At 61.3% G+C, this 23,914-nt stretch carries 21 protein-coding genes; 3 read left to right on the top strand and 18 right to left on the bottom strand.

The features are described 5' to 3' along the window. Positions 1–13: 13 nt before the first annotated feature. The 6 genes from ACP7DE_RS12300 to xsc (ACP7DE_RS12325) all read right to left on the bottom strand — a co-directional run bounded on the left by ACP7DE_RS12300 (position 14) and on the right by xsc (ACP7DE_RS12325) (position 6,873). On the bottom strand, positions 14–808 hold the full coding sequence (locus ACP7DE_RS12300; RefSeq protein WP_426072549.1) for an ABC transporter permease subunit: 795 nt from the start codon (positions 806–808) through the stop codon (positions 14–16). A gap of 79 nt (positions 809–887) precedes the next feature. Next, positions 888–1,721 (bottom strand): taurine ABC transporter ATP-binding protein, encoded by an 834-nt coding sequence (locus ACP7DE_RS12305; RefSeq protein WP_426072360.1) that lies wholly within the window; start codon positions 1,719–1,721, stop codon positions 888–890. A 79-nt stretch (positions 1,722–1,800) separates the two neighbouring features. Then, positions 1,801–2,865, bottom strand: coding sequence for a taurine ABC transporter substrate-binding protein (gene tauA, locus ACP7DE_RS12310; RefSeq protein WP_426072361.1), 1,065 nt, complete (start codon positions 2,863–2,865; stop codon positions 1,801–1,803). Between the two features lie 117 nt (positions 2,866–2,982). Continuing rightward, complete coding sequence (locus tag ACP7DE_RS12315; RefSeq protein WP_426072550.1) at positions 2,983–4,392, bottom strand: NAD(P)/FAD-dependent oxidoreductase; 1,410 nt, start codon at positions 4,390–4,392, stop codon at positions 2,983–2,985. Positions 4,393–4,450: 58 nt separating this feature from the next. Further along, positions 4,451–4,870: a nuclear transport factor 2 family protein gene (locus ACP7DE_RS12320; RefSeq protein ID WP_426072362.1), complete on the bottom strand. Its 420-nt coding sequence runs from the start codon at positions 4,868–4,870 to the stop codon at positions 4,451–4,453. A 194-nt stretch (positions 4,871–5,064) separates the two neighbouring features. Beyond that, on the bottom strand, positions 5,065–6,873 hold the full coding sequence (xsc, locus tag ACP7DE_RS12325; protein ID WP_426072551.1) for a sulfoacetaldehyde acetyltransferase: 1,809 nt from the start codon (positions 6,871–6,873) through the stop codon (positions 5,065–5,067). A 213-nt stretch (positions 6,874–7,086) separates the two neighbouring features. Here xsc (ACP7DE_RS12325) and ACP7DE_RS12330 point away from each other — a divergent pair, with 213 nt between their 5' ends. Genes ACP7DE_RS12330 through ACP7DE_RS12340 form a run of 3 tightly spaced genes read left to right on the top strand, consistent with a single transcriptional unit; the run spans position 7,087 to position 10,684 of the window. Then, positions 7,087–7,938, top strand: a complete 852-nt coding sequence (locus ACP7DE_RS12330) for an IclR family transcriptional regulator (RefSeq protein WP_426072363.1) — start codon at positions 7,087–7,089, stop codon at positions 7,936–7,938. A 41-nt stretch (positions 7,939–7,979) separates the two neighbouring features. Continuing rightward, on the top strand, positions 7,980–8,954 hold the full coding sequence (locus ACP7DE_RS12335) for an AAA family ATPase (RefSeq protein WP_426072364.1): 975 nt from the start codon (positions 7,980–7,982) through the stop codon (positions 8,952–8,954). Beyond that, on the top strand, positions 8,951–10,684 hold the full coding sequence (locus tag ACP7DE_RS12340) for a cobaltochelatase CobT-related protein (protein ID WP_426072365.1): 1,734 nt from the start codon (positions 8,951–8,953) through the stop codon (positions 10,682–10,684). Before ACP7DE_RS12335 ends, ACP7DE_RS12340 begins: the two co-directional genes overlap by 4 nt. On the opposite strand, the gene ACP7DE_RS12345 is transcribed toward ACP7DE_RS12340, so the two are convergent. The 12 genes from ACP7DE_RS12345 to ACP7DE_RS12400 all read right to left on the bottom strand — a co-directional run bounded on the left by ACP7DE_RS12345 (position 10,685) and on the right by ACP7DE_RS12400 (position 23,911). Beyond that, the gene (locus tag ACP7DE_RS12345; protein WP_426072366.1) at positions 10,685–11,377 is read right to left on the bottom strand and encodes a choice-of-anchor E domain-containing protein; all 693 of its coding nucleotides are present in this window, start codon (positions 11,375–11,377) and stop codon (positions 10,685–10,687) included. It lies immediately after the preceding gene. Positions 11,378–11,611: 234 nt separating this feature from the next. Beyond that, positions 11,612–12,754, bottom strand: a complete 1,143-nt coding sequence (locus ACP7DE_RS12350; protein WP_426072367.1) for an AAA family ATPase — start codon at positions 12,752–12,754, stop codon at positions 11,612–11,614. After that, the gene (locus ACP7DE_RS12355) at positions 12,751–13,650 is read right to left on the bottom strand and encodes an RNA ligase family protein (protein WP_426072368.1); all 900 of its coding nucleotides are present in this window, start codon (positions 13,648–13,650) and stop codon (positions 12,751–12,753) included. The genes ACP7DE_RS12350 and ACP7DE_RS12355 overlap by 4 nt, the downstream gene beginning before the upstream one ends. A 536-nt stretch (positions 13,651–14,186) precedes the next feature. Beyond that, entirely contained in the window at positions 14,187–14,591 is a 405-nt protein-coding gene (locus ACP7DE_RS12360; protein ID WP_426072369.1) for a hypothetical protein, read from the bottom strand. Next, positions 14,588–15,367 (bottom strand): TSUP family transporter, encoded by a 780-nt coding sequence (locus tag ACP7DE_RS12365; protein WP_426072370.1) that lies wholly within the window; start codon positions 15,365–15,367, stop codon positions 14,588–14,590. The genes ACP7DE_RS12360 and ACP7DE_RS12365 overlap by 4 nt, the downstream gene beginning before the upstream one ends. Continuing rightward, a complete protein-coding gene (gene pta / locus ACP7DE_RS12370) occupies positions 15,357–16,358 on the bottom strand; it encodes a phosphate acetyltransferase (protein ID WP_426072371.1) in 1,002 nt (333 codons plus the stop codon). The genes ACP7DE_RS12365 and pta overlap by 11 nt, the downstream gene beginning before the upstream one ends. Before the next feature lie 106 nt (positions 16,359–16,464). Further along, on the bottom strand, positions 16,465–18,294 hold the full coding sequence (gene xsc, locus ACP7DE_RS12375; protein WP_426072372.1) for a sulfoacetaldehyde acetyltransferase: 1,830 nt from the start codon (positions 18,292–18,294) through the stop codon (positions 16,465–16,467). Between the two features lie 226 nt (positions 18,295–18,520). Beyond that, complete coding sequence (locus ACP7DE_RS12380) at positions 18,521–19,531, bottom strand: porin (protein ID WP_426072373.1); 1,011 nt, start codon at positions 19,529–19,531, stop codon at positions 18,521–18,523. 108 nt (positions 19,532–19,639) lie between these two features. After that, positions 19,640–20,455, bottom strand: coding sequence for a thiazole synthase (locus ACP7DE_RS12385; protein ID WP_426072374.1), 816 nt, complete (start codon positions 20,453–20,455; stop codon positions 19,640–19,642). After that, a complete protein-coding gene (locus tag ACP7DE_RS12390) occupies positions 20,452–21,756 on the bottom strand; it encodes a D-amino acid dehydrogenase (protein WP_426072375.1) in 1,305 nt (434 codons plus the stop codon). Before ACP7DE_RS12390 ends, ACP7DE_RS12385 begins: the two co-directional genes overlap by 4 nt. 16 nt (positions 21,757–21,772) lie before the next feature. Then, positions 21,773–22,837, bottom strand: a complete 1,065-nt coding sequence (locus ACP7DE_RS12395; RefSeq protein WP_426072376.1) for a YeiH family protein — start codon at positions 22,835–22,837, stop codon at positions 21,773–21,775. Between the two features lie 204 nt (positions 22,838–23,041). Beyond that, entirely contained in the window at positions 23,042–23,911 is an 870-nt protein-coding gene (locus ACP7DE_RS12400; protein ID WP_426072377.1) for an NAD(P)-dependent oxidoreductase, read from the bottom strand. Positions 23,912–23,914 lie beyond the last annotated feature (3 nt).

Consider the following 23,914-nt stretch of genomic DNA (forward strand, 5'->3'; position numbering starts at 1 on the left):
TCCCGGGAACGTCTTACACCTTGCCCTTCCATGGCACGAGGGTACGTTCGAGGTAGCGCATCATCAAATCAAACAGGAAAGCAAAGAAGCCGATCACGATGATGCCCATGATCACCACATCGCTGGCCAGGAACTCGGAGGCGCTCAGCACCATGTAGCCGAGGCCGCGCGTGGCCGCCACCATTTCGCCAGCCACCAGGGTGGTCCAGCCCACGCCGATGCCGATGCGCATGCCGGTGAGGATTTCCGGAATCGCGGCGCGCAGAATCACGTGCACAATCACCTGGAAGCGCGTGGCGCCCATCGAATAGGCCGCGTGGATTTGCTCCAGCGACACCGAGCTGACGCCGGCGCGGGCGGCAATCGCCATCGGCGCGAAGATGGCCAGGAAGATCAGGTAGACCTTCGAAAATTCGCCGATGCCGAACCAGATGATGACCAGTGGCAAGTAAGCGAGCGGCGGCAACGGGCGGTAGAACTCGATCAAGGGATCGAAGATGCCGCGTGCCACGCGATTGACGCCCATCATCACGCCGATGGGAATGGCCAACAGGCAGGCCAGGCCAAAGGCGCCGAACACGCGCACCAGGCTGGCCACCGTGTGTTCCCACAGGGTGGCGCCGCCGAAACCGGTCGTGGCCGCCATGATGAATTTCTCGTACACGGCTTGCGGCGACGGCAGGAACAGCGGTTTGACCATGCCGCTGGCCGTCACGGCTAACCACAGCAAGAGCACGGCGATGACGGTGACCGTGGCGATGCGGCTGGAATTGCCCTGTCCCGGCGCGCCGAACGCTTCGCCGGGCATGGCGCAGCGGGGAGCGAACAGGCGCGCAAAAAAGCCGGCGCGCTTGGCGGTGGTGGGAGGAAATCCCACGATGGATGGGCTATGCATGGGACACCTCCAGCTCTTTATTGACTGCGCGCTCTTGGTTCATTGCGCGCTCGTCGCCATAAATGATGTTGAGCACCGTTTCGCGCATCTTGATGAAGTCAGGGCTCGATTTCACGGCGCGCGCATCGCGGCACTCGAGGAAGCGCTTGTTGAAATCGAGTTCATACGTGTGCGTGATGCGGCCCGGACGGGGCGACATGACGATCAGCCGGTTCGCCAGGAACAGCGCCTCGTCGACGCTGTGGGTAATGAAGAAGAACATGGTGCTGGACTTGGCCCAGATATCGAGCAGCAATTCCTGGATGGTTTCGCGGGTCAGCGCATCGAGCGCCGCCATCGGTTCATCCATCAGCAGCATGGCGGGATTGCTGGTCAGGGCACGGGCAATGCCGACCCTTTGCTGCATGCCGCCCGACAATTGATAAATCATATTGTCGTGAAAGTCCTTCAAGCCGACCAGCGCCAGATTCTTGGCCGCCTGTTCGCGCCGCACGGCTTTCGGCACGCCTTGCAGCTTCAAGCCGAATTCCACGTTTTCCATCACGTTTAGCCACGGCAGTAAGGCATGTTTCTGGAACACCACGCCACGGTCGGCGCCCGGCCCTTCCACTTTATTGTCGCCGAGCATGATTTCGCCCTTGGACGGGGCAATAAAGCCCGCCATCAGGCTCAGCAAGGTTGTCTTGCCGCAACCAGAGGCGCCCAGCGCGACGACGAAGTCGCCGCTATTGATGGTCAGGTTGATATTATTTAAGGCATGTACGCGTTCACCGGCCGTCTTGCCCGGATAAATCACGCTGACATCCTTGACGTCCAGATTTTCCATGATGTCCCCGCATAGGTAGTACTTCAGTTCAACGCATCTGTTCAGTCAGCGCGCCCGTAGGCGCGCCATCGCACAACGTTTACTTCAGCAGGCCAGCGGCCTGTGCATACCTGGGTGTCACATACTTGGCGTAATCGCTTGCCAGGGTGTCGATCTTGCCTTCGCCCTTTAAAAATTGCGCCGTGGCCAGCAAGGCTTGCGCCACGCCGCCCTTCGCGCCGCCACCGAGCCAGGCCGGCGACGCCTGCTCCTGCAAGGAAGGATAGGCGTACAGGGCCACGGAAGCGGCCACGTCCTTGGCGGCCGCACCCGAATGCTTGACGTTGGCTTTCACTTGCGGCGAATCGACGGTCCAGGCCTTGGGATTGGCGCGGTAGTCGGCGTCGGCAGCGGCCATCACCTTGACGAACTTGGCCATAAAGTCCGCGTTCGCTTCCCCCCAGGCGCGCTCGACGGCCATGCCATCAAACGTGGCCTTGCCCTTCTTGCTCAGTTCACCGGAAGTCACCAGCACCTTGCCGTTTTGCTTGAGTTTGCTCAAGGCCGGGTCCCAAACGAAGGCGGCATCGATATCGCCCCGCTCCCAGGCGGCGGCGATCTGGTTCGGCTGCATGTTCAGCAATTTCACTTCCGTGGGCTTGATGCCCCACGTTTCCAGCGCGAACATGGTGTGGAAGTGCGTGGTGGAAACGAAAGGCACGGCGATCTTCTTGCCGCGCAAGTCGGTGGGCTTGGTGATGCCGGCGCCATTGCGGGCCACCATCGCTTCGGCTTCATTGATGTCGTCGATGATCCAGAACAGCTGCAGGTCGACGCCGCGGCTGACGGCCGCCGTCAGGGGGCTGGACCCGATGACGCCGATCTGCACGTCGCCGGACGCCATGCCGGTGGCCACCTTGGCGCCCGAGTCGAACTTGCGCCAGTTGATTTTATAACCGGTGGTTTTCTCGACTTCGCCGCTGGCAATCGCCACCAGGAAGGGACCGTTGATTTCCTGGTAGGCTATCGTCACTTCCTTGCTTTGCGCAAAAGCCGTAGCGCTGAAGGCCAGGGTAACGCCCAGCACCAGGGTGCCGAGGACGGCGCGGCGCATCGTTGAAAAAACCGCGTTTTTGCTCGGGGTTTTGCTCGTAATTGTGTTCATGTCTCACTCCAAGATTTATTGTTATGTGTGAACGTGCGGGCAGTAACATCCTTGCGGATGGCGCCGCTGGCCGGTCTGATGCCAGCTCATGCGGCGACTTGAACTACAGTGCTGCTTTTAGAAAACTTCATCCTTCAAGTGATACCAGCGGTACAGGAAGCGCTGGCCCAGGCGGCGGAACGGCGCGAACGCTTGCGACTCGACCAGTTCCATCATGTTGGGATACGGCAGTTGCGAATTGAAGATCGGCAAGCCCGTGTCGCTGGCCTTGCCGGCGATGCGCTCGGCCATGCGCCGCCCCGCCTGCGCCGAGTACATGACGCCGTTGCCGCCGTAACCGAGTGAATAAAAAATCGATTGCTTGGGGTCCGGTTGCACGATGCGCGGCATCATGTCGTGGCTGACGTCGACCCAGCCCCACCACGAGTAATCGATGGCGATGCCCGTCAGCGCGGGGAACTTGCGGTGCAGATCGTTGATCAAAGACTGTTTGTATTTGTCTTCCGGTGCGTCGGCGCCCGTGATGGCGCTGCGGCTGCCGATCTGCACGCGCTTATCCGGCATCAAGCGGTAGTAGTGGCGCAGGATGCGCGTATCCGTGATCACCTGATGGGTGCGGAAGTTGCACGCCTCGATTTCCGCCGGGGTCAATGGACGCGTGACAAGCGAGTTCGACAAAATCGGCAGCAGGCGGTTCTTCACTTGCGGATGCAGATGGGGCGAGGTGTAGCCGCCCGTGGCCACGGCCACGGATCGGGCACGCACCACGCCGCCCGGCGTTTGCAGATAATGCACGCCGTTGCGCGTTTCCCAGCCCATCACGGGACTCGATGGATGTACCTTGGCGCCCAGCGCGCGCGCCTTGCGCAGGTAGCCGAAAGCCAGCTTGCCCGCATGGATGCCGATGCCTTCCGGCTCGTGCAGCGCGCCGGCCGCTTCCTTGTCATCGACAAATTCGCGCTTGACGGTGTCGGCGTCGAGGATGCGGGCGTCGTACTGGAAGATCTCGCGCATCACCTTGGCTTCTTTTTCCAGCGCAGGCATGGCTTTCGCCTTGTGAGCGATATACAGGTGGCCGCCCGGCTGCGGGTCGCAATCGATGTCGGCCGTGATCTTCTTGAACGTTTCCATCGCGTCGCACACTTCCGCGTGCAGTTTCAGGGCCGTGTCCAGCCCATAGCGGTCTATCCACTGCGAGCGCTTCAGGCGACCCGTCGTGCATTGGGCCTGGCCGCCGTTGCGCGTGCTGCAGCCCCAGCTGACACGGTTCGCTTCCAGCACGGTGGCCTTGATGCCGTGTTCCTGGGCCAGGAAGATGGCGCAGCTCAGGCCAGTGAAGCCGGAACCGATGATGGCCACGTCGACGTCGATGTCATGCGTGATGGGGCCGTCGTCGGCAGGCGGTTCGCCGGCCGTGCCGATCCAGTAGGTGGGCGCGTAGGCATTGCCGTGGCCGGGACGCTGGGCCACCAGAGGATCGAAGGCGGGATCGTAGGGCGTGCGGGCGGCGGTGCTGTTGCTGCCCATTACGCCAGGCGGGGTGTCGACAGGTTTGTTCATGGTCATTCCTGGTGAACGTGCTGGCTTAGGCGGCTTGCTTGGCCGTGACGACCGGTGGGCGATCCTTGCGGAAGGCATTCTTCACGGCGATCTTGCCGTCGCGGAAAGTGAAGATGTCGACCATGCGCGCTTCGATGCGCGTGCCGTCCGCCTTGGTGCCAGCAAAGGTCGACTCCGTCACGCCGCGCTCGCCGCTGACAAAATGCACGGGGTTGTGCCAGGCGGCATCGGGGAAGGTTTGCCAGGCCAGCTCGAAACCGGCGCGCACGGCGTCGCGGCCAATAAAACTCTTGCCCAGCAAGTCAGGACCGGCCACAGCGTGGAATTCGCAGTCGTCAGCCATGGCGGCCATCAGGGCCTCGATATCGTGGCGGTTCCAGGCATCGCCGTACGCTTGCAGGAAATCAGTAGTAACGGCGTCGGTGTGCGGTATAGGGTGGTTCATGGTTGTCTCCGTAAATCGTTTTTGATACGATACGTTCCGTTTTTTGTCTTTTATTGAATTTAAGCCTTAAGCATGGCCTTGTCAAATCAAATAATCGAAAAAACGGGACGCCTCGTATTCTTTAATGAAATTATGATGTTTCCGTGACAATCTGTGAGAATTTGGTCACAGCCCACTCCCACAGGCTGGCTGACTTACACGTAGTCTTTGTACTTGTCCAGGTGACGGATCGGTTTGCTCAGCGCATCGCGGCGGAACGGGTCGCCCAGCTCGCGCGTGCACATGATTTCAATGATGGTGGTCTTGCCTTCATTCATCTGCATGGCGATGGCTTTCTTCAAGGCCGGCCCCACGTCTTCCAGCTTGTCGACCGTGATGCCTTCGGCGCCCATGGCGCGCGCGATTTCCGCGAAGCTCTGGTTGTCGAGCTCACCGGCCACGAAACGGCGGTTGTAGAAATCCACCTGGTTTTTCTTTTCCGCGCCCCACTGGCGGTTGTGGAACACCACGGCCGTCACGGGAATGTTGTGGCGCACGCAAGTCATCGTTTCCATCAAGCTCATGCCCCAGGCGCCGTCGCCCGCATACGACACGGCCGGACGATGCGGTGCGGCAACCTTGGCGCCGATGATGGTCGGAAACGCATAACCGCAGTTGCCAAAGCTCATCGCCGCAAAGAAGCTGCGCGGCTTTTCAAAGCGCAAGTAGCTGTTCGCCACCGAGTTGATGTTGCCGATGTCGGTCGACACCATCACGTCTTCCGGCATGGCTTTTTCCAGCTCGCGCAAGACCTGGCGCGGGTGCAGATAGCTGCCCGGTTCTTTCTTTTGCTCTTCAATCATGTCCAGGCTGTACGCATCCTTTTCATGGGTCCAGTTCGTCAATTCCTCTTCCCACGCAGCTTTTTCCGCTTGCACCGTGACATAGCGCTCGTCGCGCGTGGCGTCGCAATCGAGGTTCTTGCCATCCAGGCGCGCCAGGATGGCTTTCGCGGCTGCCTTAGCGTCGCCGCAGATGCCGACCGAAATCTTTTTCACCAGGCCCAGCATCTTGTTGTCCGCATCGATCTGGATGATTTTGGCGTTTTTCGGCCAGTAATCCATGCCGTGCTGCGGCAAGGTGCCGAACGGTCCCAAACGCGAACCGAGGGCGACGACGACGTCGGCCTTGGCAATTAGCTTCATGGCCGCTTTCGAACCCTGGTAACCGAGCGGGCCGCACCACAGCGGGTGGCTGGCGGGGAACGAGTCGTTATGCAGATAGCTGTTGACGACGGGCGCACCCAAGCGCTCGGCCAGGGCCTTGCACTCGTCGATCGCTTCGCCCATGACGACGCCGCCGCCCGAGATGATGACGGGGAACTTGGCTTTCGCCAGCAGTTCCGCCGCATCGTTGAGGCTTTGCTCGCCGCCGGCGCCACGGTCCAGGCGGTTCGGTTTGGGGATTTCCGCCTTGATTTCGCCATAGAAATAGTCGCGCGGGATATTCAATTGCGTCGGTCCCATTTCCGACATGGCGCGGTCGAAGCAGCGGCCCGTAAATTCGGCCATGCGGGCTGGATGGGTGACGTGGCCTTGATATTTCGTAAATTCTTCGAACATCGGCAACTGGTTCGCTTCCTGGAAGCCGCCCAGGCCCATGCTCATGGTGCCGGTCTCAGGCGTGATGATCACGACGGGCGTATGCGCCCAGTAGGCGGCGGCGATGGCGGTGACGCAATTGCTGATGCCGGGGCCGTTCTGGCCGATGACCACGCCGTGGCGTCCCGAGACGCGGGCATAGCCGTCGGCCATGTGGCCGGCGCCCTGCTCGTGCACGACGGGAATCAAACGGATGCCGGCGGGCGCAAAGATATCCATCGGGTCCATGAAGGCCGAGCCCATGATGCCGAACATGTCGGTCACGCCATTGGCGGCCAAGGTTTCCACGAACGCTTCGGAAGGCGTCATCTTTTGCGGGCCGGTGGGAATGGCCGCTGCGGCGGCGGCTTTTTGCTCGGTCATGTCATTCATGGGTGTCTCCTGGTCTGTGGTGATGAATTGCTGTGAAATTATCAAAAATCGGTATATTTTGTTCCGAAATTTGATATACAATTCAATTTAAGCGTTCGGGAATCAAAAGTCAAACAGATTTTCAAGGAAACGGTACAATTTGAGTTCGAAAATGAAATAAGCTGAAGTAACACTCATCGCTACCCAACCGAGGCCACCATGGACATGATTTCATCCCCAAAACTTGAGCCGGAAAAACTGGAAGGCGACACGCCCACGATGCGTTTGTTTGCCTTGCTGGAAGTGATTGCCGAGAAAGACCAGTTGCTGTCGCTGCAAGCGCTGGTGGAAGAAACGGGCCTGCCCAAGCCCACTTTGCACCGCATGCTGCAACAACTGGAAAGCGTGGGCGTGCTGCAGCGCGAAAGCGATGGCCGCCACTACAGCACGGGCGTGCGCCTGCGCCGCCTGGCGTCGAACCTGCTGATTAACAACACTTTCCATGGTGCCCGCCGCATGGTCTTGCGCCAGCTGGTCGAGGAAGTGGGCGAAAGCTGCAACCTGACGGCCTTCAGCGGCAGCGAAGTGGTGTACCTGGACCGGGTGGAAACGGCGGCCCCGCTGCGCTTCTATCTGCATCCCGGTTCGCGCGTGCCGGCCCACTGCTCGTCGAGCGGCAAGCTGTTCCTGGCGCAAATGACGCCCGTGCAGCGGCGCCGCCTGCTGGGCCACATGGAATTGACGCGCTTTACGGACAAGACGGAGACCGACCCCGTCAAGCTGGAACGCGAACTGGAATTGGTGCGCCGCAACGGCTATGCGCTGGACGACGAGGAATTCCTGCCCGGCCTGCTATGCGTCGCCGTGCTGGTGCCGAACCCGAACGGCCGCTCGAATCTGGCCGTGGCGATCCAGGCGCCCATCATCCGTTTGACGCACGACAAGGCTTTACATTTCTTGCCAGCATTGCAGCGCGCCGCACAAGCCCTGGCCGCCATCGAATCGGAAACCATGCCGACGACGGGCGGGGACGACGACGCCGCATTACAAGCCGGTCATTCGGCCGGTCATTCATAACCGCTGCGGCACCCATGCTGCGGCTAGACCAGGAGAACAAGGTGCCAGATTCACGCCAACATCCCCCCGCCGCAGCGGCGCAAACCTTGCAGTCCGTGCGCAGCCTGTTCAATATCGACAGCGACCTGCTCGTGCCCGTCTTCACGGAACGCGACGCGCACGTGCCCGACATCGACCCCGCCTACCGCTTCAACCAGGACGTGACCCTGGCGATACTCGCCGGCTTCACACACAACCGCCGCGTGATGGTGCAAGGCTTGCATGGCACGGGCAAGTCCACACATATCGAGCAGGTGGCGGCACGCCTGAACTGGCCTTGCGTGCGCGTCAACCTCGATGGCCACATCAGCCGCCTGGACCTGGTGGGCAAGGACGCCATCGTGCTGCGCGAACAGCAGCAGGTGACGCAATTCCAGGAAGGCATCGTGCCCTGGTCGCTGCAAAGGCCCGTGGCGCTGATCTTCGACGAGTACGACGCGGGCCGCCCCGACGTGATGTTCGTCATCCAGCGCATCCTCGAGCGCGACGGCAAGTTCACCCTGCTCGACCAGAACCGCGTCATCACGCCGCATCCCCATTTTCGTTTGTTCGCCACCTCGAATACGGTGGGCCTCGGTAACTTGAACGGCATGTACCACGGCACGCAAGTGCTGAATCACGCGCAGATCGACCGCTGGAATATCGTTGCTAGCCTGAACTACTTGCCCCAGACGGAAGAAATGGAAATCGTGCTGGCGCGTGTCCCGGCCATGAACGACGAGGCGGGCCGCCAATTGGCGAGCAGCATGGTGGCCGTGGCCAGCCTCACGCGCCACGGCTATGCGGCGGGCGACCTATCTTGTTTGATGTCGCCACGCACCGTCATCACCTGGGCGGAAAATTGCCAGATCTTCCGCGACCCGGCGCTGGCCTTCCGCCTATCCTTCCTCAACAAATGCGACGAGGCCGAGCGGCCCATGGTGGCCGAGTATTACCAGCGCTGTTTCAATGAGGAATTGCTGGCGACGGCGCCATGAACGCCGAAGCGACCGCGCCAGCCCCCTACACGCGCGAACAGCAGGAAACGGATGAGCTGTGCGCGGGCGCCATCCGCGCGCTGAGTGGGGTTTCCAGCATCCGTTACCGGGGCCGGCGCCTGCACGACGGCCACCGTCCCCTGTCCATCCACGCAGCCCATCTGCAGCCCGATGCAGCGCTGCAAGACTTGCCATCGCTGCGCGGCGCGGCCGACAGCGTGGCCTTGCGTTTGCTGCACACGGACGCGGCCCTGCACAAGTCGCTGTGTCCGGTCGAGCCCGTGGCGCGTCTGGTGTTCGAGCTGCTGGAGCAATTGCGGGTAGAAACGCTTGCGCCTGATCAACATGCCGGTGTGATCAACAACCTGCGCCACCGCTTTACGGCCTGGTCGCACGCGTTTTACGATTCCGGCCTGGCCGAAGGCGCTTCCGGCTTGCTGCTGTACACGGTATTCCAAATGTGCTGGTCGCGCCTGACGGCCAGGCCCGTGCTGGAAAAGACAGAAGATTTCATCGAAGCCACGCGCTGGTCGGTTTCCTCCGCGCTGAGCGGCGACCTGGCGGGTCTGCGCCGCCACCGATTGGCCCAGGCTGCGTTTGCGCGCCACGCGCTGGCCATCGCCCACGCCGTCGATGGCATGCTGAAAGAGGCGCAGGCGGCGCAGGATGACCAGCAAAACGCGGCCGACGACGCGAAAGCCCAGGCAGTCTTCAAGCTGCTGCTCGATTTCGACAGCGACAACGACCATCTGCCCGATGCGGCTCCCTTGGGCGAAAGCCGCGCCTTCAGCGATGGCGATGGTGCCTACCGGACTTACAGCACGGCGTATGACCGCGAAGAAAACGCGGGCGAACTGGTGCGCCGCGCCCTGCTGCTCGAATACCGTGAGCGCATGGATGCGCGCATCGCCAGCCTGGGCATCAACACGGCCCGCCTGGCGCGGCACTTTACGCAATTGCTGGCCGCGCCACAGCGCGATGGCTGGTCGTTCGGCGAGGAAGAAGGCACTATCGATGGCCGCCGCCTGGCTCAACTGATCAGCTCGCCTTCCGAGCGCAGGCTGTTTCGCAAGGAACAATTTTTGCCGCAGGCCGATTGCCTGGTCACCTTTCTCGTCGATTGCTCCGGTTCCATGAAGACGCATGCGGAATCCGTGGCCGTGCTGCTCGACATTCTGCTGCGCGCGCTGGACCAGGCGGGCATCACCACGGAGTTGCTGGGTTTTACGACGGGCGCCTGGAATGGGGGAAGAGTCAGACGCGACTGGATGCGCGCCCGCTCGCCCGCCAACCCGGGCCGCTTGAACGAACTTGTACACATGGTCTTCAAGGATGGCGACACCAGCTGGCGCCGCGCGCGGCCCGACATCGCCGCCCTGCTGAAAGCGGACTTGTACCGCGAAGGCGTCGATGGCGAAGCCGTGGATTGGGCCTGCCAGCGCATGCTGGCGCGCCCGGAACGGCGGCGCATCCTGCTCGTCGTGTCTGACGGTTGCCCGATGGATACGGCCACGAATCTGGCCAACGACGAGTTTTACCTGGCGCAACATCTGAAACAAGTGGTGGCGCGCCGCGAAGCGCAGGGCGCCGTGGAAATCTGCGGGCTGGGGCTGGGCCTGGACCTGGGCGCCTACTACAGCCGCAGCCTGGCCACCACCCTGCCCGCCTCGCTGAACAATGAGCTATTCAGCGAGATCGCGCAGCTGCTCGCCGGACGCGGGAACCGCTGATCACACCGTAGACTTGCGGCGGCGCGTCATCACGCCGGCCAGCGCCAGGCCTGTCAGCAGCATCACATAGGTTTCCGGTTCCGGCACGGCGCTGATGTATTCATACGTCACTGCCACGCGGCCGGAAGCGGCCGTCTGGAACTGGGTCAGCAAATTACCGGAACCGCTGCCCGTCGAGGAACCGATGGCGTTCAGGCCCAGCTGGATCAAGCCACCACCCTCCGAGGAAAACAGCGCGAAGTCGCTGGCACTGCCGCTTGTGTAGGAGTTGGCGCCCGTGCTCGACCGGGGTCCCGTATTGGCGCCCGAGGTGCCGGCAAAGTCGATGCTGCCATCGAAGGCGCTCAGAGCAAACGTCTGCGTGAACAGCGGGTTGGCCACCAGCAAGGTGGAATTATCGGGACGGTATAAGGTCAGCAGCGACGCCAGGCTCAGGGTCACGTCGGATGCGCTTGCATCGAGGCTTTCCGCTTTGCCACCGCCCTGTACGGCGCCTTCCAGGTGGAACTTGATCGACGTCAATGTCCCCAGTTTGCTATCGAACTTTCCTAATCCCAAAGTGTCGGTCCAGTTGGTGGCGCCCAGCGCGCGGTCGGCGCTGAAAGTGATGGTCTGGGTGGCCGCCTGAGCGGAAGACGCAGCGCCAATGCCAAGCAAGGCGGCTGCAGCCAGTGCGATGAGAGATTTTTGCATCGGTGACTCCTATTCATTCAATGAGGAAGAGTGGATCACGCAGTGATTCACACAAGAAACGCGAGGGAGGGCCCTCGCGCCACAGCCTGGCCATTCAGCTACCCAGGCCATTCATTGTAATAAATGAAAGAGTCGCAATATACTCAGTTTGTTGCAATTTTTAAAATAAAAATTATTATTTTGATTGCTTATGCGCGCATAAAAAACAGCGAACAAGCCGCTTTCCACAGTACTTCAATCGACGCAGTAACGCACGGCATGCGCTTCCATCGGCAAGGGGATTTCCCAGTTCCACAGCATCGCTTGCAGCTTCTTGTTACTGAGCGAGGTATCGCGCTGGCCGTTGCGCCGGAGTAACTCCTTGCGCGGCTGCTCCAGGTACACGAGTTCCACCTGTGCGTGGTATTTGTACAGCAGGTTGAGCGTCTTTTCGCGCATCAGTTTTGACAGATGCGTGGCGTTCCACACGAATGATTCGCCCTTGCGCAACAGTTCGCGCGCCCGCTCTTCCGCGTAGTCGCCCACCTGCCCCTCGTTCTTGCCATGCTTCAAGCCCAAGGCCGTACGCGCATCGTCGAAGGAGACGACGGGCAGGCGCGGATGGTGCTTGTCCACCCACGTATTCTTGCCCGACGCGGGCAAGCCCGACATGACAATCACGTGCGATCCCGGTTCCTGGAACAGGGAGTAATCGGGATGCGCCTCGGCGCCGCGAAAGTATTTCACGCGCGTGTGATCGTCGACAAAAACCCTGCGCTGGCCATAGCAGCCTTCTTCGCGCGCCAGTTCACGGAACAGCTCGATGGCATCGAGTATGCGCTGCGGGTCCGGGCAGATGCGTCCACGGATGTCGGCCTCGGCCAGCATGGCCAGCAGGCGGATATCGACCTGCCACGACAGTTCGCGCACGGTAAATTCAGGCGTGACGCCGCGCCGCGAGGTTTCCAGCGCGAAGAACGGCACCTGGTGCACATTGATCAGGCGGCAGATTTCCTCGCGCACGACAAACGGCACGTCGCAATCCCACAAGGCGATGCGCGCATCGAGCGCGCCCTTGCGCGAATGGCCGGGCTGGCCGATGGCGCCCGTGACCGGGTCGATCACCGTAGTGCTGCACTTGGCCACGTCGTGCAGCAAGGCGGCCAGGAACACGATTTCCTGTTCCGCCCGCGTGGCGTGCTGGTAGTCGGGCATGGCCAGCAGGGATGCCACCACCATCATCGTATGCGTCCACACATCGCCTTCCGCGTGGTACACGGGATTTTGCGGCGTCGTCTTCGCCAGCTCCAACTGCGGAAAAGCGGCCAGGCAGGCGCTGAAATCGGGCGACTGGCCCGCTTGCGGCACCAGTTGTTGCAGGGTTTTCCAGTGCATCATTTTGTACTCCTTGTTGTGTTCCCTGAGCGTGCTGCCAGTTCATCGAGCGACTCGCAGGTATGCAAGCCCAGGCTTTCCCATGTGACCAGCGGCTGCGGCGCGTACAGGTCGACGCCGTCGGCCAGCAGATTCGGGATCAGGGGCCGCGTGCTGTGGTGCGAGCCGCTGTCGAGGATGGTTTGCGTAAAGTCATGCCGCACCAGCTTGTAGCGGGCCAGCACTTGCTCGTCGTCTTCCACTTTCAGGTACAGGCCTTCCGCGTGGTCGGACTTGTCCGTCTGTTTCCAGCACAGGTCCAGCGGCAAGCGTTCGCGCGCCACCACGCCCTCGAATGCGTCGCGCCACAGCCGGGACTTGGCCAGCGAATGGCGCAGCAGCTGCCACAGTTGTTTTGGCGACGTGGGCATCAAACCCGCATACAGCACGGGCACGGACAGCACGGGCGAGCCGGCCAACATGGCGTGGCGGCGCGACGTCGACAAAAACATTTGGCTGCGGCGGCAATACACGTCGAACTCGTTGAAGTAATGGGGCAGCCGGTCGTAAAACACGGAATGCTTGCTGTAAGACCATTCGCCAAACAGCACAAATTGATCTTCCAGCAGATGCAGCAAGGCGTGTTCATGCGCGTGCGCCCACGGTTTGAGCAGGTTGAACTGGCGTTCACTGCCGCCGCCAGCCAGGTAATGGCCGCGCGACTGCAGCAGCACCTCGCCCGCATCGCTGAACGACACGGCGGAGTTGGCGCCATCGATTTTTTCCTCGATGACGACGTACTGGCCGGCCAGCTTCTTCAGGGGCATCTGGTCGGAACCGTCGTCGCCATCCTGCAGGCGCGAGCCTTCCAGGTGCGGCGTACGCGGGTATTTGAATAAGGGTAAAGATTGTAAAAACATAGCGTCCCACGCCGCGTTCACCGGGGCGTGTCCATACAGGGTCAGGGGTGCTGACGACGTGTTCGGGCGTGGACGATCAAGACTAGCGTCACGGATGCGTGTGCGGAAAGAGCAGTGCCGCAGCAATCGGGGGCGTCAACGCGCCGAACGATGCTGCAAAGAGCATTTCGTCAGCGTTAGCAGGTGATGGCGAAGTAGCGAGGCACTTTTGACTCCAATAAGGAAGAGGTTCGAGAAAGAACGGGGAATATAAAGGCTTTTTGCATATTTTGCAAGTGGCGCTGAGGGTGTAAATGACCGTGTGGAAGAGGCGTCAACGCTGAACGGTCAATCCTGAGAATCAGCCTCGTTTTGGAGCCGATCGGTGACGCCGTTTAGACATGTAATAAGGGGTTGAAACTCCACATCTTGCAACGCGGTACCAAAACTGACCACAGTATCTAACCGCTGGCTTTTGTATCTTGTTGCGAACTGGATGCGTTCGCCGTTAGCCATCCCAAGCAGAATGTCGTAAGTTTTTACGAGGTCCGCTCCAGCTAGAATATAGCCAGGGTATCAACAGGGATAATCTTCTGTAGCCTGAGAGCGCTTCCTTCAGCTTCTTTTGCAATCCAGAAGTTAATAGGAGCAGGCTGGACAGCAATCGGCAGCGATTTGTTCGCCAACATTTCTTTTGTAGATGTCTGCATCTTCCCAGCTTTGATTAATCCCACATGCATATTTGCGCGGATATTAATAGAAAAATCATAAACCTCCACACTTTGGCCTTGGATATTGAGTACAACGGCATGGATACCACATGTCGAGTAGCCTTTATCATCTCGACCAATTTGAGGCTGGAGCTTGGCGGAAGCCGCCTGCACAACGATTTGTGCCAGCACAGATTGGCTTACCCCTCCAAGTGAGAAGGCGCAAACCATCAGATAAATTATCTTTTTCATAAAATATTGTATATCGGAATGCCGCTTCTGACCATCAGCGAAATGCCGATGGCGGTCAGCACGGCAAACGCGATGCGGCGCATGCCGCGCTGTGCGATAGGCGGCGGGTAGCGCTTGCCAGCCATCGTGGCCAGCACGCCGACGGGCAAGGCCAACATGCACAGCAGCAAGACTTTCGCGTCCAGCTGGCCCTGGCTGCCCGCCATCAGCGAGCGTCCACCCGCGCTGATGGCAAACAAAAAGATCAGGCTGTAGCGGATGGCGGTCAGGCTCATTTCCTGGCGGTAAAACTGGTACACGAGCGGTGGCCCGGCCAGTGAAAACAGGCCCGAGAACAGGCCGCCGCATACGCCGCTGATGAAAAAGCTGCGTTTATCGGCCGCGCCCGGTCCCGGCGGCGCCTGCAGCAGGATGCTGACGCCGCCATACACGATGGCCGCGCCCAGCAAGAGTTTCAGGACGGGCGCATACGCCTGGTCCAGATATCCCAATAGCAAGACGCCGGCCGCCATGGCTGGTAGCAAGCCGATGCTGGCGGCGCGGATGGCGCGCCAGTCCAGGTGGTGCAAGGCACCCGGCAAGGCCACCAGGCAATTTGCCAGGGACAGCAAGCTGACGAGGGCCGCCAGCGCAGGCACGGGCGCCAGGCCCAGTCCGCTGGCCACGCCCATGACGATCATGCCCAGGCCAAAGCCCGTGACGGTCTGGAAATACGTGCCCGCCGCCACCACGCCCAGCAGCGCCAGCACGGGCAGGCTGAACAACTCAGCGCCCACCCTGGGCCTGCACGGCCGTGACCGCAATGACGTTGTACACATCCATCGCGCTGCAACCGCGCGACAAATCATTGGCCGGCTTGTTCAAGCCTTGCAGCAGTGGGCCGATAGCGACGGCGCCGCCCATGCGCTCGGCCAATTTATAGCCGATATTGCCCGCATCGAGGTTCGGAAACACCAGCACATTCGCGCGGCCGTTGACGACTGAATCCTTGACCTTGCGCTGCGAAATCTCGGCCACGATGGCCGCGTCGAGCTGCACGTCGCCATCGATGGCCAGCAACGGACGCTGGGCCTTGACCCGGTCCGTGGCCGCATGCACCTTGTCGACGGCCGCGTGATGGGCGCTGCCGCTGGTGGAAAACGACAGCATGGCTACCCGGGGTTCTTCCATCAGCAAGGCTTGCGCGCTGTCGGCGGCTGCCATGGCGATGTCGGCCAGCTCGTCCGCTTTCGGATCGACGACGAGGGCGCAGTCGGAAAAAATGAAGCCGCCCTTCAGGCTGTGGAAAGGTTCGCACAGCATCATCAGGAAAAAACTCGACACCAGCTTGAAGGCGGGATCGACGCCAATGATCTGGATGGCGCTGCGCACCACGTCGGCCGTCGTGTGCACGGCCCCCGCCACGCAGCCGTCGGCGTCGCCCAAACGCACCATCAGGTTGGCGTAGCACAAGGGGTCTTGCACGGCGAGCCTGGCCTGCTCCACCGTCATGCCCTTGGCTTGACGCAGCACAAACAATTGCTGGGCGTAATGTTCCGACTCGCTTGACTCTGCCGGGTCGACCAGGCGCACGGCGTCCAGGTCCAGCGCATGTTCCTGCGCCAGCGCCAGGATGACGACCGGCTTGCCGACGATGATGATGTGCGCCAAACCTTCGCTTGCCGCGCGCGCGGCCGCCTGCAGCACGCGCACATCGTCGCCCTCGCACAAGACGATATTTTTCGGCACGGTGCAGGCTTGCGCAATGATGCGGTGCAGGGCTTTCATGACGACTCCAATTCGGTAAAAAAGTGCCGGAACCATGGAAGCATGCAGATGATTCTGGCACATAAAACCCGGCAAGCCGGGGTCATACAAGGATAGCTCTGACTGATTACACGTAGTCTTTGTACTTGTCCAGATGACGCACAGGCTTGCTCAGCGCATCGCGGCGGAACGGGTCGCCCAGCTCGCGCGTGCACATGATTTCGATGATGGTGGTCTTGCCTTCATCCATCTGCATGGCGATGGCTTTTTTCAAGGCCGGCCCCACGTCTTCCAGCTTGTCGACCGTGATGCCTTCGGCGCCCATGGCGCGCGCAATTTCCGCGAAGCTCTGGTTGTCGAGTTCACCGGCAACGAAGCGGCGGTTGTAGAAATCCACCTGGTTTTTCTTTTCCGCGCCCCACTGGCGGTTGTGGAACACCACGGCCGTCACGGGAATGTTGTGGCGCACGCAAGTCATCGTTTCCATCAAGCTCATGCCCCAGGCGCCATCGCCCGCATACGACACGGCCGGACGGTGCGGTGCGGCCACTTTCGCGCCGATGATGGTCGGAAACGCATAACCGCAATTGCCAAAGCTCATCGCCGCAAAGAAGCTGCGCGGCTTTTCAAAGCGCAAGTAGCTGTTTGCCACCGAGTTGATGTTGCCGATGTCGGTCGACACCATCACGTCTTCCGGCATGGCTTTTTCCAGCTCGCGCAAGACCTGGCGCGGGTGCAGATAGCTGCCCGGTTCTTTCTTTTGCTCTTCGATCATGTCCAGGCTGTACGCATCTTTTTCATGGGTCCAGTTCGTCAATTCCTCTTCCCACGCGGTCTTTTCCGCTTGCACGGTGGCATAGCGCTCGTCGCGCGTGGCATCGCAATCGAGGCTCTTGCCATCCAGGCGGGCCAGGATGGCTTTCGCGGCTGCCTTGGCGTCGCCGCAGATACCCACCGATATCTTTTTCACCAGGCCCAACATCTTGTTGTCCGCATCGATCTGGATGATCTTGGCGTTTTTCGGCCAGTAATCCATGCCGTGCTGCGGCAAGGTGCCGAACGGTCCCAGGCGCGAACCGAGGGCCACGACGACGTCGGCCTGGGCGATCAGTTTCATGGCCGCTTTCGAACCCTGGTAACCGAGCGGGCCGCACCACAGCGGGTGGCTGGCAGGGAAGGAGTCGTTATGCAGATAGCTGTTGACGACGGGCGCACCGAGGCGCTCGGCCAGCGCCTTGCATTCCTCGATCGCCTCGCCCATGACAACGCCGCCGCCCGAGATGATGACGGGGAACTTGGCTTTCGCCAGCAGTTCCGCCGCATCGTTGAGGCTTTGCTCGCCGCCGGCGCCACGGTCCAGGCGATTCGGTTTGGGGATTTCCGCCTTGATTTCGCCATAGAAATAGTCGCGCGGGATATTCAATTGCGTCGGTCCCATTTCCGACATGGCGCGGTCAAAGCAGCGACCCGTGTATTCGGCCATGCGGGCTGGATGGGTGACGTGGCCTTGATACTTCGTAAATTCCTCGAACATCGGCAACTGGTTCGCTTCCTGGAAACCGCCCAGGCCCATGCTCATCGTGCCGGTCTCAGGAGTAATGATCACGACCGGGGTATGCGCCCAGTAGGCGGCGGCGATGGCGGTGACGCAATTGCTGATGCCGGGGCCGTTCTGGCCGATGACCACGCCGTGGCGTCCCGAGACGCGGGCATAGCCGTCAGCCATGTGGCCGGCGCCCTGCTCGTGCACGACGGGGATCAAACGGATGCCGGCGGGCGCAAAGATATCCATCGGGTCCATGAAGGCCGAGCCCATGATGCCGAACATGTCGGTCACGCCATTGGCGGCCAAGGTTTCCACGAACGCTTCGGAAGGCGTCATCTTTTGCGGGCCTACAGAAGCGGGAGGATTCACTGCGGCAGCGGCGGCGGCTTTTTGGTCGGACAAATCGGTCATGGCTCAGTCTCCTTACGGTTTTATAAAAAATCGGTATATTTTGTTCCGATATTTGAAATACGTGTTCAATTTAACGGTTGCGAAATGCGCTGTCAATAAAAATTCATGAAAAATCGGACTGTTTCATTCCTGAATCCGGAATCCGTGACTTTGCGCCATTCCTGAAACAACAATGGCGGGCTATCCGCAACAGACAGCCCGCCATCGATACCTCCTGCGCTGCGTCCTAGAACTTCAGGCGCATGCCGGCCGTGAAGGCGCTCGAGTTATGGCCTGGCAAGGGCACGCTGCCGCCGCTCGATGCGTCGCCGACAAAGTTGGTGCCCGCGCCATCGTTGTTGATGCGCCCGTACGAGGTGTACAGATTCGTGCGCTTGGACAAGGCATAGGTGTAGCCGATGGCAAGCTGGCGACCGCCGCGGCGCGCGTTCGTGCGGTCATCCTTGCGAATGTACGACGCCATCACGCTGCCCGCCGCGCCCACGGGGGCCGATACGCCCAGCATGACGTTGCGGAAATCCGTGCCCGCATCGTCCTTGTCCGTCTCATAGGCGGCGTGCAACTTGGCGGGGCCGAAGTCGTAGGTGCCGCCCAGCAAGGTCACTTTTGCCGTATTCAGCGGCGTGTCCTTGCGCTTGTCATGCGCCAGGGTCAGCACCAGCGGGCCGTTGGCGTAATCGATGGAAAAATCGATGGTGCGGCCCAGGGTGTTGCTGTCCGGCTTTTCACCGAGGCCAACCATGACGGCAGCCGACAAGCCGTTCACCTTCGGCGTTTCGTACATGATGGAGTTTTTCGTGCGCAGGCTGGCCACGCTCATCAGGTTGATCGAGGCGCCCGTCATGCCGGTCTCGAAGGGGTCGATATTGTCCAGCGCGGTAAACAGCGGATTGTGTTGCAAGCCCAGGTTCACGGCGCCAAACCCGCCGGACAGGCCCACATACGCCTTGCGCCCGAATAGGGCGCCCTGGCGGTTGGCGCCCGTATCGAGGTCGAGGCCATTTTCCAGCAAGAAGTTGGCCTTTAAATTATTGCCCAGGTCTTCCGTGCCCTTGAAGCCGATGCGGCTGCCCGACTGCACGCCGGTGGCCAGCTTGGTGACGGAACCGTCCGCGCCGCCGTGTTCGGACGTCAGGCCCGCGTCGAGCAAGCCGTACACGGTGACGGACGATTGGGCGCTGGCGCTGCCGGCGAAGAAGGAGGCCAGGATGGCCGCCGCTACGAGTGTGTGTTTCATGTCATCTCCAGGTATTGTGGTTTTTATGGGTGCGTTCTTCAAGAAAAAAATCAAAAGAAATCAACAGAAATCAACAACGGTGCTGCACATTGCCGCAAATGCGGCGGCTCAGGCGATCAGCCCGGCCATCGGCGACGAGGGCGTCGCGCTCATGGCGCCCGCTCTCCGGGGCATGCGTCCGGCCAGGTAAGCCTCGCGTCCGCCCTGCACTGCCAGTTTCATGGCTCGCGCCATGCGTATCGGTTCGCGCGCCGCCGCGATGGCGGTATTCATCAAGATGCCGTCGCAGCCGAGTTCCATGGCGATGGCCGCGTCCGACGCCGTGCCCACGCCGGCATCGACCAGCACGGGCACCGTGGCTTGCTCGATGATCAGCGACAGATTCCACGGATTCAAAATGCCCATGCCCGAGCCGATCAGTGACGCCAGCGGCATGACGGCGATGCAGCCGATCTCTTCCAGCATGCGCGCCTGGATGGCGTCGTCGCTGCAATACACCATCACCTGGAAGCCATCCTTCACCAGCTGCTCCGCCGCTTTTAACGTTTCCGGCATGTTCGGGAACAGGGTCTTTTCATCGCCGAGCACTTCCAGCTTGCATAGCTGGTGCCCGCCCAGCAGCTCGCGCGCCAGTTGCAGAGTGTAGACGGCGTCGCGCGCGTTATAGCAGCCGCCCGTGTTGGGCAGAATCGTGTATTTCGACGGTGGAATGAAATCGAGCAGATTCGGCTCGCCCTTTTCCTGGCCGATATTCACGCGCCGGATGGTGACGGTGACGATCTCGGCGCCGCTTTCCTCGATGGCCAGGCGCGTTTCCTCGAAATCCTTGTATTTGCCTGTACCCACCAGCAGGCGCGATTGGTAGGTGGTGCCTGCCAGGGTCAGGCCGGTCGGTGCTTGGCTGGGGGTGGTGGCGTCTCTCATCGTGGTGCTCTCCTAAGTTGAACCAAAGCGGCCTCTTGCCGGGAGGATTCGCCGCAAAACGCAAAATCGACGTCGGGTCGCCGCCCCGACACGAAGTCGGCGATTGCCCGGCCCGCGCCGCAGCCCATGGTCCAGCCCAGGGTGCCGTGGCCTGTGTTCAGATAGAGCTGACGGTAGCGCGTGGCGCCGATGTACGGCACGTTCGAGGGGGTCAGCGGACGCAGGCCGGCCCAGTAGACGGGGTCGCTGTAATCGCAGGCGTGGGGAAACAGGGCTTGCACGCGGCGCGTGATGGCGGCGCAGCGCACGGGGTTCAGTTCGCGCGTATAGCCGTTCAACTCGCACGTACCCGCCACGCGCAGGCGCTCGCCCAGGCGTGAAAACACCAGTTTATGGCCATCGTCCGTCAGTGACACGGAAGGCGCGCTGACGGGGTCGACAATCGGATAGGTGGCCGAATACCCCTTGCCCGGATACAGCATCAGGCGGATGCCCAGCGGCTGCAGCAGCGGTGCCGAAAAGCTGCCCATGGCCACCACCACGGCGTCCGCATGCTCCAGGCGGTGACGGCCCTGCGCATCGATGCATTCCACGCCCGTGATGCATTCTCCATCCGCCAGCAGACGCGTCACCGTCGTGCCAAAGCGAAAATCCACGCCGGCTGCGGCGGCGCGCGCGGCCAGCGCCGTGGTAAACAAATGCACGTCGCCCGACTCGTCGCTGGCCGTGAAGTCGCCGCCCACGATGCGGCTGCGCGCGGAGGCCAGGGCTGGCTCGATGCGGATCACTTCGTCGGCGCTGACCGTGTTGCGCGGGCAGCCCAGTTCGCGCAAGAGCGCGCAGCCCGTTTGCGATTGTTCAAATTCCTGCTGGTCCGTATAGAAATGCAAGATACCCCGCTCCAGGTGGTCGTAGGCTATGCCCGTCTCGCGGCGCAAGGCTTGCAAGCTCTGCCGGCTGTAGTCGGCCAGCGCAACGATCTGACGCATATTGCGCGACACCCTCGACGGCAAACATTCGCGCAGGTAGTGCAGCACCCATTGCCATTGCAGCGGGTCCAGGCGGGGGCGGAACAGCAGCGGCGCGTCGTCCTTGCCCAGCCACGTGAGCACCTTGCGCAGGGTGGCGGGATTCGCCCACGGCTCCGCGTGCGAGACGGAAATCTGCCCGCCGTTAGCAAAGCTGGTTTCCTGCGCGGCGCCCGCCTGGCGCTCAAGTACGCGCACATCGTGGCCAGCCTGGCGCAAGTACCAGGCCGATGCCGTGCCGACCACGCCGGCGCCGAGGACAAGGATCTTCATGGCGGACGATGGCGGCTTAACGCGTCAGCAGCACGGCGATGGCGACGAAGGCGGCGATCCACACCGTTTCCATCACCAGCATGATGACGGGACGCCAGCCCAGCGAGGCCAGCGACTGGAACGACGTTTTCACGCCCAGCGCGGCAATGGCGATGACGAGACAGGCGCGCGAGGCATGGTTGATCCAGCCATTCACTTCCTGCGGAATCAGACCCAGGCTATTGGTAATGACGAGCCAGACAAAGCCAATCAGGAAGAAGGGCACCAGCGGCGGCGCGTCGACCTCGCTCTTGCCATCCTTGCGCTTGAACATGATCGACAGGCCCAGCACGACGGGCACGAGGCAAGCGACACGCGTCAGTTTCACGAAGGTGGCCACGTCACCCGTATGGTTGCTCACCAGATAGCCGGCACCCACCACTTGCGCCACGTCATGGATGGTGCCACCGATGAACACGCCCGCCTCGGTGGGGTCAAAGCCCAGCAGCTTGACCAGCAGCGGGTAGACGATCATGGCCAGGGTCGATAGCGACGTCACGCCCACCACCGTCAGCAGGGTGAACTTTTCGTTTTCCTTGGTTTGCGGCAGTACGGCCGAGATGGCCAGTGCGGCCGAGGCGCCGCAGATGGCCACGGAGCCGCCCGACAAAATGCCTTCCGTGAGGGGCCGCTTGAGCCACCTGGCCAGCAGGTAGCCGAAGCCCAAAGTCGCCACCAGGCCGCCGACGACGATCAGCAGGGGCGTCACGCCAACCGAGGCGATCTGGTTGAAGGTAATGCGCGCCCCCAGCAGCGCCACGCCCATGCGCAGCAACACCTTACTGCAAAACTCGATGCCGGGCTTGCAGGTGGGGTCGGACGCAAGGAAGTGGAAGGCCAGGCCAAAGAACAGCGCGTACAGCAGTTGCGGGCCGCCATAGTTGCTGGAGATAAAGGTGGCCGACAGGGCGATTACCAGCGCGATGGCCACGCCGGGCCAGCTGCGCAGCACGGCGCGGGGGCGCCAGATGGCAACGGCGGATGACAAGTAGGGAATGTTCTTGTCGACAACGCGTGTTATCGCTGAGGAGTTGGTTTTCATGCGGGTCCGCTCATAATGTTTTAAAAATTGGGACATTTCATCTCGTTTTTTAATAATACACGATGAACTAGCGAAGTCCATGCTTTTCCATGAAAATCGAAACCGGATGTTCCGGAAACTGACGTTTTAAGGTTAATACTGGCGTAAACGATAAGCGGCGCGGCCCTCTGCAGGGACGCGCCGCTCAAGTGACGTTGTAAATATCTATTTCTTGCTGAGGCGAGTGATCAGGCTCGACGTGTCATAACGGTTGCCGCCTGCCTGCTGCACTTCGCCATAGAACTGGTCCGTCAAGGTCGTCACGGGCAAATCGCTGCCGTTGCGCTTGGCTTCGGCGAGGCAGATGCCCAGGTCCTTGCGCATCAGATCGACGGCGAAACCGAAGTCGAACTTGCGCGCTATCATGGTCTTGCCCCGGTTTTCCAGCTGCCACGACTGCGCCGCGCCCTTGGAAATCACGTCGACCACCAGGGCCGCGTCCAGGCCCGCGTTTTCCGCAAAGGCAATGCCTTCGCTCAAGGCTTGCACCAGGCCCGCGATGCAGATCTGGTTGACCATTTTCGTCAGCTGGCCCGAACCGGACGCGCCCATGTAGGTGACGGCGCGCGCGAACAGGGCGATGACAGGTTCGGCGCGTGCATAAGCTTCCGCATCGCCGCCCACCATCACCGTCAGCTTGCCGTTTTCCGCGCCCGCCTGGCCGCCGGACACGGGCGCGTCAAGGAAGAATACGCCCTGCTCTTGCGCCGCTGCGTGGATGGTGCGCGCCGCTTCGGCGGAAGCTGTCGTATGGTCGATCAGGATGCTGCCCGGCGCCATGGCGGACAGCAAGCCGCCCTCTTCCAGGATGACTTGATACAGGTCGTTATCGTTGCCGATGCAGGTGAAGACGAACTCGGCGCCCGCAGCCGCGGCGGCTGGCGTGGCGGCGCTGCTGCCCTTGTATTGTTCCAGCCAGGCAGCCGCGCGGGCCGGGTTGCGGTTGTACACGGTGACGTCGTGCCCGCCCGCCGCCAGGTGACCTGCCATGGGGAAACCCATGACGCCCAAACCGATGAATGCCACTTTTGCCATATT

The sequence above is a fragment of the Janthinobacterium sp. DSP2-3-3 genome (assembly GCF_049897325.1).
Lineage (GTDB): Bacteria > Pseudomonadota > Gammaproteobacteria > Burkholderiales > Burkholderiaceae_D > Janthinobacterium.

Excerpts from the sequence above, each read along its gene's own strand:
- ACP7DE_RS12300 (WP_426072549.1), bottom strand. The coding sequence starts at position 808 with ATGCCCGGCGAAGCGTTCGGCGCGCCGGGACAGGGCAATTCCAGCCGC.
- ACP7DE_RS12305 (WP_426072360.1), bottom strand. The coding sequence starts at position 1,721 with ATGGAAAATCTGGACGTCAAGGATGTCAGCGTGATTTATCCGGGCAAG.
- tauA (WP_426072361.1), bottom strand. The coding sequence starts at position 2,865 with ATGAACACAATTACGAGCAAAACCCCGAGCAAAAACGCGGTTTTTTCA.
- ACP7DE_RS12315 (WP_426072550.1), bottom strand. The coding sequence starts at position 4,392 with ATGGGCAGCAACAGCACCGCCGCCCGCACGCCCTACGATCCCGCCTTC.
- ACP7DE_RS12320 (WP_426072362.1), bottom strand. The coding sequence starts at position 4,870 with ATGAACCACCCTATACCGCACACCGACGCCGTTACTACTGATTTCCTG.
- xsc (WP_426072551.1), bottom strand. The coding sequence starts at position 6,873 with ATGACCGAGCAAAAAGCCGCCGCCGCAGCGGCCATTCCCACCGGCCCG.
- ACP7DE_RS12330 (WP_426072363.1), top strand. The coding sequence starts at position 7,087 with ATGATTTCATCCCCAAAACTTGAGCCGGAAAAACTGGAAGGCGACACG.
- ACP7DE_RS12340 (WP_426072365.1), top strand. The coding sequence starts at position 8,951 with ATGAACGCCGAAGCGACCGCGCCAGCCCCCTACACGCGCGAACAGCAG.
- ACP7DE_RS12345 (WP_426072366.1), bottom strand. The coding sequence starts at position 11,377 with ATGCAAAAATCTCTCATCGCACTGGCTGCAGCCGCCTTGCTTGGCATT.
- ACP7DE_RS12350 (WP_426072367.1), bottom strand. The coding sequence starts at position 12,754 with ATGATGCACTGGAAAACCCTGCAACAACTGGTGCCGCAAGCGGGCCAG.
- ACP7DE_RS12355 (WP_426072368.1), bottom strand. The coding sequence starts at position 13,650 with ATGTTTTTACAATCTTTACCCTTATTCAAATACCCGCGTACGCCGCAC.
- ACP7DE_RS12360 (WP_426072369.1), bottom strand. The coding sequence starts at position 14,591 with ATGAAAAAGATAATTTATCTGATGGTTTGCGCCTTCTCACTTGGAGGG.
- pta (WP_426072371.1), bottom strand. The coding sequence starts at position 16,358 with ATGAAAGCCCTGCACCGCATCATTGCGCAAGCCTGCACCGTGCCGAAA.
- xsc (WP_426072372.1), bottom strand. The coding sequence starts at position 18,294 with ATGACCGATTTGTCCGACCAAAAAGCCGCCGCCGCTGCCGCAGTGAAT.
- ACP7DE_RS12380 (WP_426072373.1), bottom strand. The coding sequence starts at position 19,531 with ATGAAACACACACTCGTAGCGGCGGCCATCCTGGCCTCCTTCTTCGCC.
- ACP7DE_RS12385 (WP_426072374.1), bottom strand. The coding sequence starts at position 20,455 with ATGAGAGACGCCACCACCCCCAGCCAAGCACCGACCGGCCTGACCCTG.
- ACP7DE_RS12390 (WP_426072375.1), bottom strand. The coding sequence starts at position 21,756 with ATGAAGATCCTTGTCCTCGGCGCCGGCGTGGTCGGCACGGCATCGGCC.
- ACP7DE_RS12395 (WP_426072376.1), bottom strand. The coding sequence starts at position 22,837 with ATGAAAACCAACTCCTCAGCGATAACACGCGTTGTCGACAAGAACATT.
- ACP7DE_RS12400 (WP_426072377.1), bottom strand. The coding sequence starts at position 23,911 with ATGGCAAAAGTGGCATTCATCGGTTTGGGCGTCATGGGTTTCCCCATG.